The following is a 13,134-nucleotide window of genomic DNA, read 5'->3' on the forward strand; positions in this document are numbered from 1 at the left end:
GCGTCAGTCCACGGGCCACGTGTGCGCGGGCGCGTTCATGTGCATGTAGTCCATGTACGTCGTGGTCATCCGCCTGAGCGCCTCCCGTCGGTCGGAGGTGTCGGCCTTCTCGAGGTGGTGGACCATCTCCGCCTGCCACAGGGCGCCGTTGCGGGCGGTGACGCAGCGCTGCTCGATGATCCCCAGCAGGGGTTCGCGCCACGCCGTGTCCATGCCGGTCAGCTCAAGGCCCCGGTGGGCCAGTGGCAGCAGGCGCCGCAACACCAGTTCCGTGACGGGTACTTCGCCCGCGCCGGGCCAGTAGAGGCGGGCGTCGATGCCGTCGCGGGCCGCGGTCTGCAGGTTCTCCTCGGCGACCGCGAAGGACATCCGCGTCCACACCGGCCGGTCCTCGTCGACCAGGGCACGGGTCAGGCCGTAGTAGAAGGCGCCGTTGGCGATGATGTCGGCCACGGTGGGGCCCGCGGGCAGAACACGGTTCTCGATGCGCAGATGTGGCCGGCCGTCGGTGACGGCGTAGACGGGCCGGTTCCACCGGTAGATGGTGCCGTTGTGCAGCGTCAGCTCCCCCAGTTGCGGAACGCCGCCTTGGTCGAGCGCCTGCTGCGGGTCCTCGTCGTCGCACAGGGGCAGCAGCGCCGGGTAGTAACGCACGTTCTCCTCGAAGAGGTCGAAGACGCTGGTGATCCACCGCTCTCCGAACCACACCCGCGGTCGTACGCCCTGGGCCTTGATCTCCTCGGGGCGGGTGTCGGTGGCCTGCTCGAACAGGGGGATGCGGGTCTCGCGCCACAGCTCCCTGCCGAACAGGAACGGCGAGTTCGCCGCCAGGGCGATCTGTACGCCCGCGATGGCCTGGGCCGCGTTCCAGTAGGCCGCGAACTCCTTCGGATCAACCTGCAGGTGGAACTGGGTGCTGGTGCAGGCGGCCTCGGGGGTGATGGCGTCGGCGTACATCGACAGGCGTTCCACTCCGTCCACCCTGATCCGCAGGTCCTCACCCCGCGCCGCGAAGATCTGCTCGTTGAGCAGCCGGTACCGGGGATCACCGGACAGGGCGGCCTCGCCCACGTCCGTCTCGCCCAGGGTCGGCAGAATGCCGATCATGATCAGATGCGCGCCCACGGCCGAGGCGCGTTCCTCGGCGTGGTTGAGCGCGTCACGGATCTCCTGCTCCCAGTCGCCGGGACCGCCGGCGGTCAGCTGCCGGGGCGGGATGTTGATCTCCAGGTTGAAGCGGCCCAGCTCGCTCGCCCAGGCCGGGTCGGCGATCGCCTGGAGAACCTCGGTGTTCCGCATCACCGGCAGCCCGTCGGCGTCCACCAGATTGAGTTCGATCTCCAGCCCGACCTGGGGACGCTCGCTCTCGAAGGCCGACTCGCGCAACATCTGCGCCAGCACATCGAGGCAGGTGTGCATCTTGTCCCGGTACCGACGGCGGTCTTCCCGCGTGAACACCAGGGCCGGCACGTCGCGTCCCATCGTGGCCCTCCCGAGTCCCCTCGGCGGATACCTCTCGTGCCCCCAGCGTCGCACTTGCGGCGGAATCCGGACAGTCAGCGGACAGTCGCGATCCCGTAGGTACCGAATGAGCCGGCGGTGCCTGTCGGGCCGGTCACAGGTCGAGGACGAGGCGAGGCCCGCATGAGCGCGAGACGCAGATGAGCATGGTGTCGCCGGCGGCTCGCTCGTCCTCGCTGAGCAGGGAGTCCCGGTGGTCGGGCGTGCCGTCGAGCACGTCGGTCTCGCACGTGCCACAGGTGCCTTCGCGGCAGGAGAAGTCCACGTCGACGCCTGCCTCCTCCAGGGATTCGAGCACCGAGCGGTCGGGAGGCACGGTGAGGGTGAGCCCGGCGCGGGCGAGCACCACCTCGAAGGCCGCGGCGGGGCGGGCTTCGGCTGCCTGCACCGGGGCAAACCGCTCGACGCCCAAAGTGCCGGCCGGCCAGTCGGCGCACTGCTCCTGCACCGCCCGCAGCAGGGGTTCGGGGCCGCAGGCGTGCACCAGGGTGCCCTCCTCGGGTGAGCCGAGGAAGGCCCCGAGGTCCAGCAGGCCGTACTCGTCCTGTGGCCGGACGAGCACACGGTCCCGGTTGGGCGTGAGGCGGTCCAGGAAAGCCATGGAGGTGCGGGTGCGGCCGCCGTAGAGCAGACGCCAGTCGGCTCCGGCAGCCTCGGCGGCCTCGACCATCGGCAGGATCGGTGTGATGCCGACGCCGCCGGCGATGAACAGATGGCGTGGGGCCGGCCGCAGCGGGAAGTTGTTCCGCGGCCCGCGGACGCGCACGGCGGTGCCTTCCGGCAGGTGGTCGTGGACGTACGCGGAGCCGCCGCGGCCCTGTGGCTCACGCAGGACGGCGATGCGCCACGCCTCCGGTTCGGCGGGGTCCCCGCACAGCGAGTACTGGCGGATCAGGCCGCCGTCCAGGAGTAGATCGATGTGCGCTCCCGGCGTCCAGGACGGGAGCGGCCCGCCGTCCGGGCGGCGCAGGGTGAGGGAGACGACGCCGTCGGCGACGTGGGTGCGGGTCGCCACGACGAGGGTCTCCTCGTCCAGGGGCAGCTGGTCGGTCATGGTGGGTCAACCTGGTCTCGTACGGATGTGGGGATGGACGCGGGTGAGAGGTGCGGGGTCAGGCTCGCGGTGGTACGTGCAGCAGCAGCGCGTCGCCCTGGCCGCCGCCCCCGCACAGGGCCGCCGCTCCGGTACCGCCTCCGCGCCGCCCGAGTTCTGTCGCGAGGGCCAGCACCAGCCGGGTGCCGGTCATGCCGACCGGGTGTCCCAGGGCGATGGCGCCGCCGTTGACGTTCACCTGCTCCAGCGGGATGTCCAGCTCCCGTACGGAGGCCAGGGCCACACCGGCGAACGCCTCGTTGATCTCGAACAGGTCCAGGTCAGCGGTCTTGAGCCTGCCGTCCCGGGACAGGGCGTCGCGGATCGCGCCGGCCGGCTGGACGAGCAGGGAGGGGTCGGGGCCCGCGACGGTGCCGTAGGCGCCGATCTCCGCGAGCGGGGTCAGTCCGTCCCGCCGGGCGCGTTCCGCGCTCATGACGATGACGGCCGCGGCGCCGTCGGAGAGCTGTGAGGAGTTGCCCGCGGTGACGGTGCCCCCGGCGGAGAACGCGGGCCTCAGGCGCCCCAGGCTCTCCGCGGTGCTCCCCGGCCGTATCCCCTCGTCGGCCGCCACCACCGTCTCCTCGCCCCGGCGCCCGGCCACCGTGACCGGGGCGATCTCCTCAGCCAACGCGCCGGACTCCTGGGCGCGCAGGGCCCGTTGATGCGACCGTGCGCTGTACTCGTCCTGCTCCTCACGGGTGAAGCCGAGCGGCTGCTGGTACCGCTCGGTGGCCGCACCCATGGAAACCCCGTCGAAGGCGCAGACGAGGGCATCCCTGTCGAGTGCGTCCTCGACCGCGGCCGGGCCGTACTTCCAGCCGGTACGGGCTCCGCGCAGCAGGTGCGGGGCCCCCGACATGGACTCCATCCCGCCCGCGACGACCACCTCGTGACGGCCGGAGGCGATCATGAGGTCGGCCAGGGCGATGGCGTGCAGACCGGACAGGCAGAGCTTGTTGACGGTGCTCGCCGGTACGGCGAACGGAATGCCGGCGCCGACGGCGGCCTGCCGTGCCGGATTGGGACCGGCCCCGGCCTGGACGACATGGCCCATCAAGACGGCTTCCACCGTGGCAGGGTCCAGGTGTACGGCGGCCAGAGCGGCGCTGACGGCGTGTGCGCCGAGGTCGGCGGCGGACAGCGGGCTCAGGGCACCCATCAGCTTGCCGATGGGTGTTCTGGCGCCGGCGACTATGACGGATCCGGGCACGGCCGGGACCTCCAGGTGGGATGTGGACAGGTCAGGCGACGGCGTCGACGGCGCGCTCGGCGACCATGTGGGCCGTCTCGTTCACCGAGTGCAGAACGATGCGTCCGCCCGGCAGTCGTCGCACCCGGCTGACCGAGGTGTAGCCGGGGTGGAACCAGAACATGCGGGAGAGGCCGAGCACCGTCGCCAGGTAGGTGTTGGTGATGCCGCCGTGGCACACGACCGCGACCCGCCCGCCGGGGTGGGCGTCCAGGATGGTGTCCATGGCCCGCGCCGCCCGCTCCCGGAAGGCGTCCCAGTCCAGGTCGGGCACGAAGTCCTCGTACCGTCCCTCGGAGAGCGCCACCGAACGGGGGTCGTCGGCGCGGATCTGCTCCGGCGGCGTGTAGGGGTGCGAGACGTCGGTGTCCCACTCGCGCAGGTCGTCGAGGACGGCGGCGGTCATGCCGGTGAGCCGCTCCAGCGGGGCCACCGTTTCGCGGGCCCGCTGGAAGGGGCTGGTGTAGAGGGCGTCGACGTCCTCGTGCACGAGCCAGGCCGCGAGACGTTCGGCCTGGGCGGTGCCCTCCGGCGAAAGGCCCGGGTCGTAGACGCCCGCCAGGGGAAGGCCGTGCCGGATGAGCAGGAGTTCAGTCATGGGGATCCTTCGTACGTACGTGGGGCGGGCGCAGATGCTTGTCGTGGCTCAGCCGGCGATGGTGCGCTCGGAGCGCCAGTAGGGGCGGCGCATCGCGCGTTTGTCGAGCTTTCCCATCGCGTTGCGCAGGAGTCGCGGTACGAACTCGTACGACTTGGGGCACTTGTAGGCGGCCAGCTGGTCGCGGCAGAACCGGTCCAGCTCCTCGGCCGACGGCTCGTCCCCGGCGGCCACAACCAGGGCACGCAGCGACTCGCCGAAGTCCGGGTGGGGCACACCGATGACCGCGATCTCGGCGACCGCAGGGTGGCGGCGAAGTACCGCCTCGCTCTCGGCCGGGTACAGATTGACCCCGCCGGAGACCACGACGTCGGCGGCCCGGTCGGTGATGAAGATGTAGCCACTCGCGTCGACGTAGCCGATGTCACCGAGCGTGAAGACGCCCGGCGCGAGATAGGCGGCCTTGGTCTTGTCCGGGTCCGCGTGGTAGCGCACCCCCCTGCCCTCCGGTGCCTGGAACGCGAGTAGTCCGAGCTCGCCGGGCGGCAGCGGATGGCCGTCGTCGTCGGTCACCAGGACCTCATACGGGGGCTGGGCTCGCCCGACCGAACCGGGATGCGCCAGCCACTCGGTGCTGCTGATGCGTGCCACGGTGCCCGCCTCGCTGGCGCCGTACGACTCGGTCAGCACCGGCCCGAACCACTCGATCATGGTCCGCTTCACGTCCGGTGGACAGGCGGACCCCGTGTGGGAGACCTGCAGCAGGCTGGAGACGTCGTACCGGCTGCGCACCTCTTCCGGCAGGGCGAGCAGGCGTTGGAAATGGGTGGGCACCATGACCGTGGACGTGACCCGCCACTCCTCGACACGGCGCAGGAACGCCTCCGCGTCATATCCGCCGAGTACGACCACCTGCTGACCGGCCGCCAGGTGCCGCAGGGACGTCAGTGGCGCGTTGTGCTGCAGCGGGCCGCACACGAGGTGCGGTCCCGGCGGGAATCCGGGGCGGGCCGCCATCGCCACCAGGTACGCGGAGCTGTCGGCGACCGGACCGCCCACCCAGCGCACCTCGGTGCCGCGTGCCCGGCCGGTGGTTCCGGATGTGTAGACGAGGGGCGGCCGGGCGGCCCGGCCTGTGGGCAGGTTCTGCCCACTGGGCGCCGCTGCCAGCCACAGGTCCCACTCGAAGGAGTGCCCGATGGCCGGGGTTCCGTGCGTCACGAGCGGCAGGCCGAGTTCGCGGGCCGCCTCCAGGGCGGCGACCGCACCGGCGGGTCCGGAGATGATCCCGGTGGCGCCCGCGTCGGTGATCTGGTCGACGAGTTCGCCCACCATCAGGTGCCGGGAGGTGGCGACGGTTCCCACTCCGGCGCGCAAGCCGGCCAGATGGGCCACCAGGGTGGGGATCGCGTTGTCGCCGAGGACGGCGACCCGGTCGTCGGGGCCGGGCGCGATCTCCAGAAGCCGTACCGCCGCCCGCGCGACCTGGTCGGCGAGCTCCGACCAGGTCAGCACGCCCTGATCGTCGACGAGAGCGGGCTCGTGGGGCGTCTCCTGGGCGCGACGGTCGAGTGGTAGCACAGACATGGCTCCTCCGGCGGCTCCTCGGGCCCCTCCCGGTGCGTGGGAGAGTCAATGCCGAGACTGTAGCGTTTATCAAGAAAGTACGGAACACTCTGACCCGAGCCAGAAGCATCCGCCCATGGCTCCGGCGGGCAAGGGGCCGCATCTACTCTCCCCGTTACTGAACCCGCCATCTGGTAACTGCTCTTGAGGAGGAGCCATGTCCCAGCCCGATCTGGACGCATGGCGCACACAGGTCCGGCAGTGGCTGGCCACCGTGCTCGAACCGGCCCGGGAAACCGAGGCCACCGGTGACCTCGCCGTCTTCCACAACCTCCCCGAGGACGAGGAACGCCTGCTGCTGGAACGCTGCCGCGTCTACCAGCGCGCCCGCTTCGACGCCGGGTACCAGGCCCTGACCCTCCCCGGGGACAAGGGCGGCGCGGGCCTGACCGCCGCCCACGTGGCGGCCTTCGCCCAGGAGGAGTCGGCCTTCGATGTGCCGCCCTCCACCGAGCTGATCAGCGTCACCGTGCGCCTGGTCGCGATGGCGGTCTCCCTGTTCGGGACGGCCGAGCATCGCGACGAGTACGCACGGTCGTTCCTGCGAACGGACCTGCTGGCCTGCCAGCTCTTCAGCGAGCCCGGTGCCGGATCCGACCTCGCCGCGCTGCGCACCCGCGCCCGGCGGGAGGGCGAGGACTGGGTGATCGACGGTCAGAAGGTGTGGACCTCGGGAGCCCAGTTCGCCGACTTCGGGCTGCTGCTCGCCCGCACCGATCCGGACGTCGTGAAGCAGGCCGGCATCACCGCGTTCCTGGTCCCGATGGACGCGCCCGGCGTGGAGGTGCGCCCCATCCGCCAGATGAGCGGCGGTACCTCGTTCAACGAGGTGTTCCTCAGCGGCGTACGCGTTCCGGACCGGCTGCGGATCGGGCGTCCGGGGCAGGGCTGGGAGGTCGCCAGTACCACCCTCGCCTTCGAACGGACCGCCTCCGGCAGCGGCAACCGGCGCAAGGGCGGCACTTTCCCGGACGTGCTCGCCCTCGCGCGCTCGCTCGACCGCACGGGAGATCCGCTGGTTCGCCAGCAGCTCGCCGACTTGTACGTGCGTACCGCGCTCCGTGCCGCCACCGTGGACCGCGTCGCCAGGGCGAGTGCCGCCGGTGACCGGCCGGGCCCGGAGGCGTCCCTGACCAAACTCATGGCCTCCGACCTGCTGAGCCGCACCGGTCAGGTCGCCGCCGAGCTGATGGGCGCCCGGATCAGCGCAGACACCGGGGAACCTGGCACGTTCGCCTGGACCCAGCACCTGCTCGGCGCCCCCGGCTACCGGCTGGCCGGTGGCACCGACCAGATCCAGCGCAACCTCATCGGCGAGCGCGTACTGAAACTGCCGCCGGAACCGCGGGTGGACCGGATGCCGTTCTCCCAGCTCCCCGGCAACTGACACACCGGCCGCTATGGCCATCACGCCATCTCGTCATCACAAAGGAGTGACTCCATGGATCTTGGACTGACAGGTACGAAGGCACTGGTGACCGGTGCGAGCCGGGGTATCGGGCGGGCGATCGCGGGAACCCTGGCCGCCGAGGGCTGTGCGCTGGCGCTGTGCGCCCGGGGTGAGGAGGCTCTGGCCAAGGCCGCCGCCGAGTTGCGCGGCGAGGGAGCGACGGTGTTCGCCGAGCCGGTCGACGTCACCGACCCGGCCGCGCTCGCGGGCTTCGTGGAGCGGGCGGCCGGAGAACTCGGCGGCCTGGACCTGCTGGTGTCCAACGTGTCGGCGGGCAACGTGAAGGGACCCGAGTCGTGGGAGGCCAGCCTGCGCGGTGACCTGGTCCCGTTCGCCGGACTCGTCGAGGCAGCCATGCCCTACCTGGAAGCCTCCGACCGCGCCGCCGTCGTCGCCATCGGCACCACCAACGCCTCCGACACCGCCCGCCCCGCCGGAGCCAACTCCTACTCCGCCATGAAGGCCGCGGTCGTCCAGCACGCTTCGGCTCTGGCGCACTCCCTCGCTCCCAAGGGCATCCGCGTCAACACGGTCTCTCCCGGTCCGATCGACTTCCCCGGTGGCGCCTGGGAGACCATCCGCACCAGCCGTCCGGAGGTCTACGAGGAGGTGCTCGCCAAGCTGCCCATCGGCCGCTACGGCACCGCCGAGGACGTGGCCGCGGCGGTGGCGTTCCTGCTCGGGAGGACCGGCTCCTTCTGCGTCGGCGTCAACCTCGTGGTGGACGGCGGGCTGCTGACCCGCGTCCAGTACTAGCCGTGGCGGGCCCGGCCGGCCGGCTGGACGCCGTACTGGTCTGCGGCGGCAAGTGGCACGACTTCGACTATGCGCGGCTGCGGCTGCTGGAACTGCTCGGCGAGCATCCCCAGGTGCGTACGACGGTCCACCAGGACTACGACTGCGTGGCCGAGCTGGAGCAGGCCGACCTGCTGATCACGTACACCTGCGACGTCCGGCCCCGCCCGGCCCAACGGGCCGCGCTGGCCCGCTTCGTCGAGCGGGGCGGGCGCTGGCTCGCCCTGCACGGCACCAACGCGGTGATCGAGGCGCCGACGCCCGGCATGCCGCGGGTGTTCACCACTCCGCGGCTCCTCGGAGAGCTCGCCGAGGTACTCGGCAGCCAGTTTGTCGCCCATCCGCCGATCGAACCGTACGAGGTCCAGGTCACCCGGCCCGACCATCCGCTGGTCGCGGGGATCGAGCCGTTCACGGTCACCGACGAGCTGTACGTATGTGAGCTGCACGGCGAGCTGGAAGTGCTGCTGCACGCCGAGTACACGGGGCCGTGCCGCGGTTTCGCCGAGGGCGACACGGCGGCGCTCGACGACGCGCCCCGGCCTGTGCTGTATCTGAAGCGACACGGTCTCGGTGAGGTGTGCTGTTTCACGCTCGGGCACTGCCGCGGGCGCTACGACGTGCAGGACCTTGGTGTGGATGACACCGGACGGGTGGACCGCGGGCCCTGGGAGACGACGGAGTTCGTGACGGTGTTGCGGCGGTGTGTGGAGAGGGTGGTTTCGCCCCCGCCGCCCCTACCCGTCCCATCCCGGGGGGCTGCCGCCCCCAGACCTCCGCTTTCGGCCTGAACGGCCTCGTCCTCGGACGCCGGAGGGGCTGAGATCAGCCCCTCCGGCGTTTGAGGAGCGGGGTTTCCGGGGGCCGGCCCCCGAGACGGGGTCCGAGGCGAAGCCCCTGGTGGGTCCGGGACGAAGCCCCAGAGGATGGGAAATGAGTAGGGGCGGCGGGGGCGAAAAACGCCCGCCCCACCCCGCCCCACCCCACGCGCCCCACCTCACCCGTGCGGCAGCACCACCGCACGGCCGTTGATCTCCCCGGCATGCAGGCGCTCGTACGCCGACGGAGCCTCCTCGATCGAGAACGTCTCCACATGGGAGGAGACCAGCCCCTCCCGCGCAAGCCCGACAACGTCGATCAGCTCCACCCGGCTCCCCCAGTAGGGCGCCGACGCGGACACCCCGAACGGCAGCCCACCACCGAAGCCGACCGCCAGAGTCCCACCCCCGATGCCTACGACGGTAACGTCACCCGCCACCGCCACCGACGCGGCGGCCACCGCCAAGGTCGCCTCGGCCCCCACGAAGTCCAGCACGACCTCCGCCCCGGTGCCGCCGGTCAGCTCCCGTACCCGTGTCGCCGCCTCACCATCGGAGAGCAGCGTCTCGTGAGCGCCCACCACTCGCGCCAACTCCAGCTTCTCCTTGCTCACATCGAGAGCGACCACCCGGGCCGACGTCAGGGCGCGCAGCAGCTGCACGGCGAGATGCCCCAGCCCACCGACACCGATCACCACCGCCGTACTGCCGGGCACCAGCTTCGGCAGTGCCTGCCTGATCGCGTGATACGGCGTCAGCCCGGCGTCGGTGAGCGGTGCCGCCTGCACCGGGTCCAGTCCGCCCAACGGCACCAGGTGGCGTGGCGAGTCCACCACCATGTACTCGGCGAGGGCACCGGGAGAGCCCAGGCCGGGCGGCATGATGCCGAGCCCGGCGGCGTGTGGGCAGTAGTTCTCCCTGCCCTCGGCGCAGGTACGGCAGCGTCCGCAGCCCCACGGTCCGTACACCGCCACCTCGTCGCCCTCCGCGACCGCGGTGACACCGCTGCCCAGAGCCGCGACGGTACCGACGCCCTCATGGCCGAGCGTCATCGGCAGCGGGTAGGGGAACTGTTCCTCGGGCCAGCTCATAACGGCCAGGTCGGAGTGACACAGCCCGGCGGCCGTCACCTTCAGCAGCACCTGGCCCGGGCCCGGTTCGGGCACCGGAACCTCGACCACCTCGGGCCCGGCACCCGCCGTCCGGTACTGAACCGCTTTCATCATCAGAACTCCTTGTCAGGGGTGGTTACAGGCTCGGCGGGCGGCGACTTCCGGCGGCGCAGAACCGCCGGCAGGGCGATCCGCCCACCCGTGAGGACCAGCGCGACGATGAGGACCGAGCCGGTGAACAGGCTCGTGGCCCACTGCGCGCTGGTGGCGAGGCCGAGCCCGGTGATTCCGGTGCCAAGCAGGAGTACGGCGATCACCGTGCCCCAGGCGTTGAAGCGCCCCGCACGCAGCTGGGTCGCTCCGACAAAGGCCGCGGCGTAGGCCGACAGCAGGTACGGCGTGCCGGCGGTCGGCGATCCGGATCCGACGGAGGCCGCGAACACGACCCCGGCGAAACCGGAGAGCAGCGCGGACGTAACCAGCGTCATGAAGCGCAGTCGGCCGGTGCGTACTCCTTGCAGACGTGCCGCGTTCTCGTTGAAGCCGGTCGCGTACAGCCGGCGGCCGGTGGCGGTGTGTTCCAGCAGGAACCAGATGGCCATCGCGGCGAGGAGCAGATACAGCACGGGCAGCGTGATGCCGCCGGCGTCCAGCTGGGCGATGCTCGAGAACGGCTTGGCCAGCAGTTGGAGGCCGGTGATCGAGCTGTCGTTGGTCACCATGGTGATCAGGGACTGGATCAGCGCGCCGGTGGCGAGCGTGGCGATGAACGAGTCGACCCGCAGCACCACCACCACGATTCCATTGATCACCCCGACCAGCAGAGCAGCCGTCATCGCCAGGGTGATCGCGGTGCCGGGGCCGAGGCCCGCGGAGACCAGGAAACGGGCGGTCAGCACGCTGGTCAGCGACATGGTGAAGGCGACGGAGAGGTCGAAGACGCGTGCGGCCAGCGGAGCGACAACGCTGAGCGCCACCAGACCGGCCACGGCGTTGCCGTTCAGTACCTGCTTGACCGTGGTGGCGGTCGGGAACGTCTCCGGCGCCCACACGGAGAAGATCACGGCGATGAGCAGCCACACGTAGACGGCGCCGATGTTCCGGAACGACAGGGCGGCCGCCGCCCGCCGGCCCAGCGCGACGGGCGTCCCCGCGGTGAACACCGCGGGGGCGTCCGGGTCGGTGACCGGCCGGTGTTCCGCCTGCCGGGTCGGGGTGGATGTCATGTCACTCGGTTCCTTCTCACTCGGTTCCTTCCATGGCGTGGACGAGCGCGGGCTCGGTGATGTCCCGGCCGCTGATCTCCCGCACGATCCGGCCGTCCCGCACCACCAGGACGCGGGTGCACAGCGTGAGCAGGTCCTCCGTGTCGGACGAGGACACGATCACCCCCATGCCGTCGCCCGCCTGACGTTCGATCAGCTCGTACAGCTGCTGCCGGGTCGCGACGTCGACGCCCGCCGTCGGTTCGCACAGCACCAGCACCGGCGGCCGCTGGGCCAGGCAGCGGGCCATGACGACCTTCTGCTGGTTGCCGCCGCTGAGCGTGGTGATCGGGGCCCCGCGTCCGGCCGTACGCACTTCCACGCGCCGGATCCACTCCTCGACGAGGGCGCTCTCCCGCCCCCGGTGCAGTCGGCCCAAGCGGGCGCGGAGCCGGTCGAGCAGGGGGAGGGTCAGGTTCTCCGCGACCGAGAAGTCGCCGACCACCCCCTCGGTCGCCCGGTCGGCGGGCACCAAAGGGATGCCGAGTCCGCCGGCGTCCCGCGCGTCGACCCACCGTGGGGAGCGTTCCGGTATCCGCACCCGGCCGCGCACCGGCCCGGTCCAGGCCCCGCACACCGCGTACGGCACTGCCTCGTGGCCGGAGCCGACCAGGCCCGTGATGCCCAGCCGCTCGCCCCTGGCCAGGTCGAAGCCGACGCCGCGCAGCGGGCCGACCCATAGATCTCTGACCTCCAGCGCGGCCTCGCCCGTCTCCCCGACCCCGCCGACGGCGCCGGAGGGCGGCTGCGGCCGGTGGGCGGTCTCCACCTCCTGACCTGCCATCAGCTCCGCCAGTGACCGGGGAGTGAGCTCAGCGACCCGGCGGGTGGCGATCCGGCGTCCGCCACGGATCACGGTGACCCGGTCGGCGAGCGCGAAGATCTCGTCCATGCGGTGCGAGACGTACAGCACGCCGGCACCCGCGTCGCGGATCTCCCGCACGATCTGGAAGAGGCGGGTCACCTCGCCCGGCGGCAGCACGGCGGTCGGCTCGTCGAGCACCAGCACGCCGCGCCGGCCCTCCCAGCCCTGCAGCGCGGCGGCGATGGCCACCACCGCGCGCTGGACAGGGGTGGCCGTGGCCAGCGGCCGGCGTACGTCGATGCCGAGGCCGAATCGCTCGACCAGTGCGGTCGTCCGCCGTTCCATCTCCGGCCAGCGGATGTTGCCGAACGCCGTACGGGCGAAGCCGCGGCTGAGCGCGAGATTGTCCGTGGCACTCAGCTCCTCCACCAGTCCCAGTTCCTGGTGGACGAAGCGGAGCCGGTCGTGCCGCGAACCGGTGACATGGCCCAGGTCGAACGGCTCGCCGTCGAGTTCGGCGACCGCACCGGGCTCGGCGTGGTGATAGCCGGCGAGGATCTTGATGAGGGTGGACTTGCCGGAACCGTTGGGCCCGATCAGTGCGTGGATCTCGCCGTGGGCGATCTCGAGGTCCACGTCCTTCAATGCCTGGGTTCCGCCGAATCGCTTCGACAGCCCCTCCACCCGTAGTACCGGGCGGTCCACCTCCGCCGTCCCCGCGTGCCGCCCGTGCGACGTCTGCGTCGAGGTGTCAGCGTGCACCGCTCCTCCATCCGTGGATGGCGCCGCCGCCGGCACG

At 71.5% G+C, this 13,134-nt stretch carries 11 protein-coding genes; 3 read left to right on the plus strand and 8 right to left on the minus strand.

All coding sequences use genetic code 11. The features are described 5' to 3' along the window. Nucleotides 1–3 precede the first annotated feature (3 nt). The 5 genes from ACFYO0_RS11030 to ACFYO0_RS11050 form a co-directional block, all read right to left on the minus strand. Nucleotides 4–1,482, minus strand: coding sequence for a glutamate-cysteine ligase family protein (locus tag ACFYO0_RS11030; RefSeq protein ID WP_388673466.1), 1,479 nt, complete (start codon nucleotides 1,480–1,482; stop codon nucleotides 4–6). 133 nt (nucleotides 1,483–1,615) lie between these two features. Next, the gene (locus ACFYO0_RS11035; RefSeq protein WP_388673468.1) at nucleotides 1,616–2,575 is read right to left on the minus strand and encodes a PDR/VanB family oxidoreductase; all 960 of its coding nucleotides are present in this window, start codon (nucleotides 2,573–2,575) and stop codon (nucleotides 1,616–1,618) included. Between the two features lie 58 nt (nucleotides 2,576–2,633). Then, nucleotides 2,634–3,827 (minus strand): acetyl-CoA C-acyltransferase, encoded by a 1,194-nt coding sequence (locus ACFYO0_RS11040; RefSeq protein WP_388673470.1) that lies wholly within the window; start codon nucleotides 3,825–3,827, stop codon nucleotides 2,634–2,636. Nucleotides 3,828–3,858: 31 nt separating this feature from the next. Next, on the minus strand, nucleotides 3,859–4,464 hold the full coding sequence (locus ACFYO0_RS11045) for a histidine phosphatase family protein (protein WP_388673472.1): 606 nt from the start codon (nucleotides 4,462–4,464) through the stop codon (nucleotides 3,859–3,861). A 48-nt stretch (nucleotides 4,465–4,512) separates the two neighbouring features. Then, nucleotides 4,513–6,051, minus strand: a complete 1,539-nt coding sequence (locus tag ACFYO0_RS11050; RefSeq protein WP_388673474.1) for an AMP-binding protein — start codon at nucleotides 6,049–6,051, stop codon at nucleotides 4,513–4,515. 196 nt (nucleotides 6,052–6,247) lie between these two features. Between ACFYO0_RS11050 and ACFYO0_RS11055 the strand changes: the two genes are divergently transcribed. From ACFYO0_RS11055 to ACFYO0_RS11065, 3 genes are read left to right on the plus strand one after another with little or no spacing between them, the layout of a single operon-like run. Beyond that, complete coding sequence (locus ACFYO0_RS11055) at nucleotides 6,248–7,477, plus strand: acyl-CoA dehydrogenase family protein (protein WP_388673476.1); 1,230 nt, start codon at nucleotides 6,248–6,250, stop codon at nucleotides 7,475–7,477. 54 nt (nucleotides 7,478–7,531) lie between these two features. After that, nucleotides 7,532–8,296, plus strand: coding sequence for an SDR family NAD(P)-dependent oxidoreductase (locus ACFYO0_RS11060; protein ID WP_388673478.1), 765 nt, complete (start codon nucleotides 7,532–7,534; stop codon nucleotides 8,294–8,296). 2 nt (nucleotides 8,297–8,298) lie between these two features. Continuing rightward, nucleotides 8,299–9,126, plus strand: a complete 828-nt coding sequence (locus tag ACFYO0_RS11065) for a ThuA domain-containing protein (protein ID WP_388673480.1) — start codon at nucleotides 8,299–8,301, stop codon at nucleotides 9,124–9,126. 206 nt (nucleotides 9,127–9,332) lie between these two features. Here the strand turns inward: ACFYO0_RS11065 and ACFYO0_RS11070 are convergent, their stop codons facing one another. The 3 genes from ACFYO0_RS11070 to ACFYO0_RS11080 are packed head-to-tail and all read right to left on the minus strand — an operon-like array spanning nucleotide 9,333 to nucleotide 13,097. Continuing rightward, the gene (locus tag ACFYO0_RS11070) at nucleotides 9,333–10,376 is read right to left on the minus strand and encodes an NAD(P)-dependent alcohol dehydrogenase (protein ID WP_388674238.1); all 1,044 of its coding nucleotides are present in this window, start codon (nucleotides 10,374–10,376) and stop codon (nucleotides 9,333–9,335) included. Nucleotides 10,377–10,378: 2 nt separating this feature from the next. After that, nucleotides 10,379–11,491 (minus strand): ABC transporter permease, encoded by a 1,113-nt coding sequence (locus ACFYO0_RS11075; protein ID WP_388673482.1) that lies wholly within the window; start codon nucleotides 11,489–11,491, stop codon nucleotides 10,379–10,381. A 16-nt stretch (nucleotides 11,492–11,507) separates the two neighbouring features. Beyond that, the gene (locus tag ACFYO0_RS11080; RefSeq protein ID WP_388673484.1) at nucleotides 11,508–13,097 is read right to left on the minus strand and encodes a sugar ABC transporter ATP-binding protein; all 1,590 of its coding nucleotides are present in this window, start codon (nucleotides 13,095–13,097) and stop codon (nucleotides 11,508–11,510) included. Nucleotides 13,098–13,134: the final 37 nt, after the last annotated feature.

Source organism: Streptomyces sp. NPDC006365, assembly GCF_042870755.1.
GTDB lineage: Bacteria > Actinomycetota > Actinomycetes > Streptomycetales > Streptomycetaceae > Streptomyces > Streptomyces xiangluensis.

Excerpts from the sequence above, each read along its gene's own strand:
- ACFYO0_RS11060 (WP_388673478.1), top strand. The coding sequence starts at position 7,532 with ATGGATCTTGGACTGACAGGTACGAAGGCACTGGTGACCGGTGCGAGC.
- ACFYO0_RS11055 (WP_388673476.1), top strand. The coding sequence starts at position 6,248 with ATGTCCCAGCCCGATCTGGACGCATGGCGCACACAGGTCCGGCAGTGG.
- ACFYO0_RS11035 (WP_388673468.1), bottom strand. The coding sequence starts at position 2,575 with ATGACCGACCAGCTGCCCCTGGACGAGGAGACCCTCGTCGTGGCGACC.
- ACFYO0_RS11075 (WP_388673482.1), bottom strand. The coding sequence starts at position 11,491 with ATGACATCCACCCCGACCCGGCAGGCGGAACACCGGCCGGTCACCGAC.
- ACFYO0_RS11030 (WP_388673466.1), bottom strand. The coding sequence starts at position 1,482 with ATGGGACGCGACGTGCCGGCCCTGGTGTTCACGCGGGAAGACCGCCGT.
- ACFYO0_RS11050 (WP_388673474.1), bottom strand. The coding sequence starts at position 6,051 with ATGTCTGTGCTACCACTCGACCGTCGCGCCCAGGAGACGCCCCACGAG.
- ACFYO0_RS11070 (WP_388674238.1), bottom strand. The coding sequence starts at position 10,376 with ATGAAAGCGGTTCAGTACCGGACGGCGGGTGCCGGGCCCGAGGTGGTC.
- ACFYO0_RS11045 (WP_388673472.1), bottom strand. The coding sequence starts at position 4,464 with ATGACTGAACTCCTGCTCATCCGGCACGGCCTTCCCCTGGCGGGCGTC.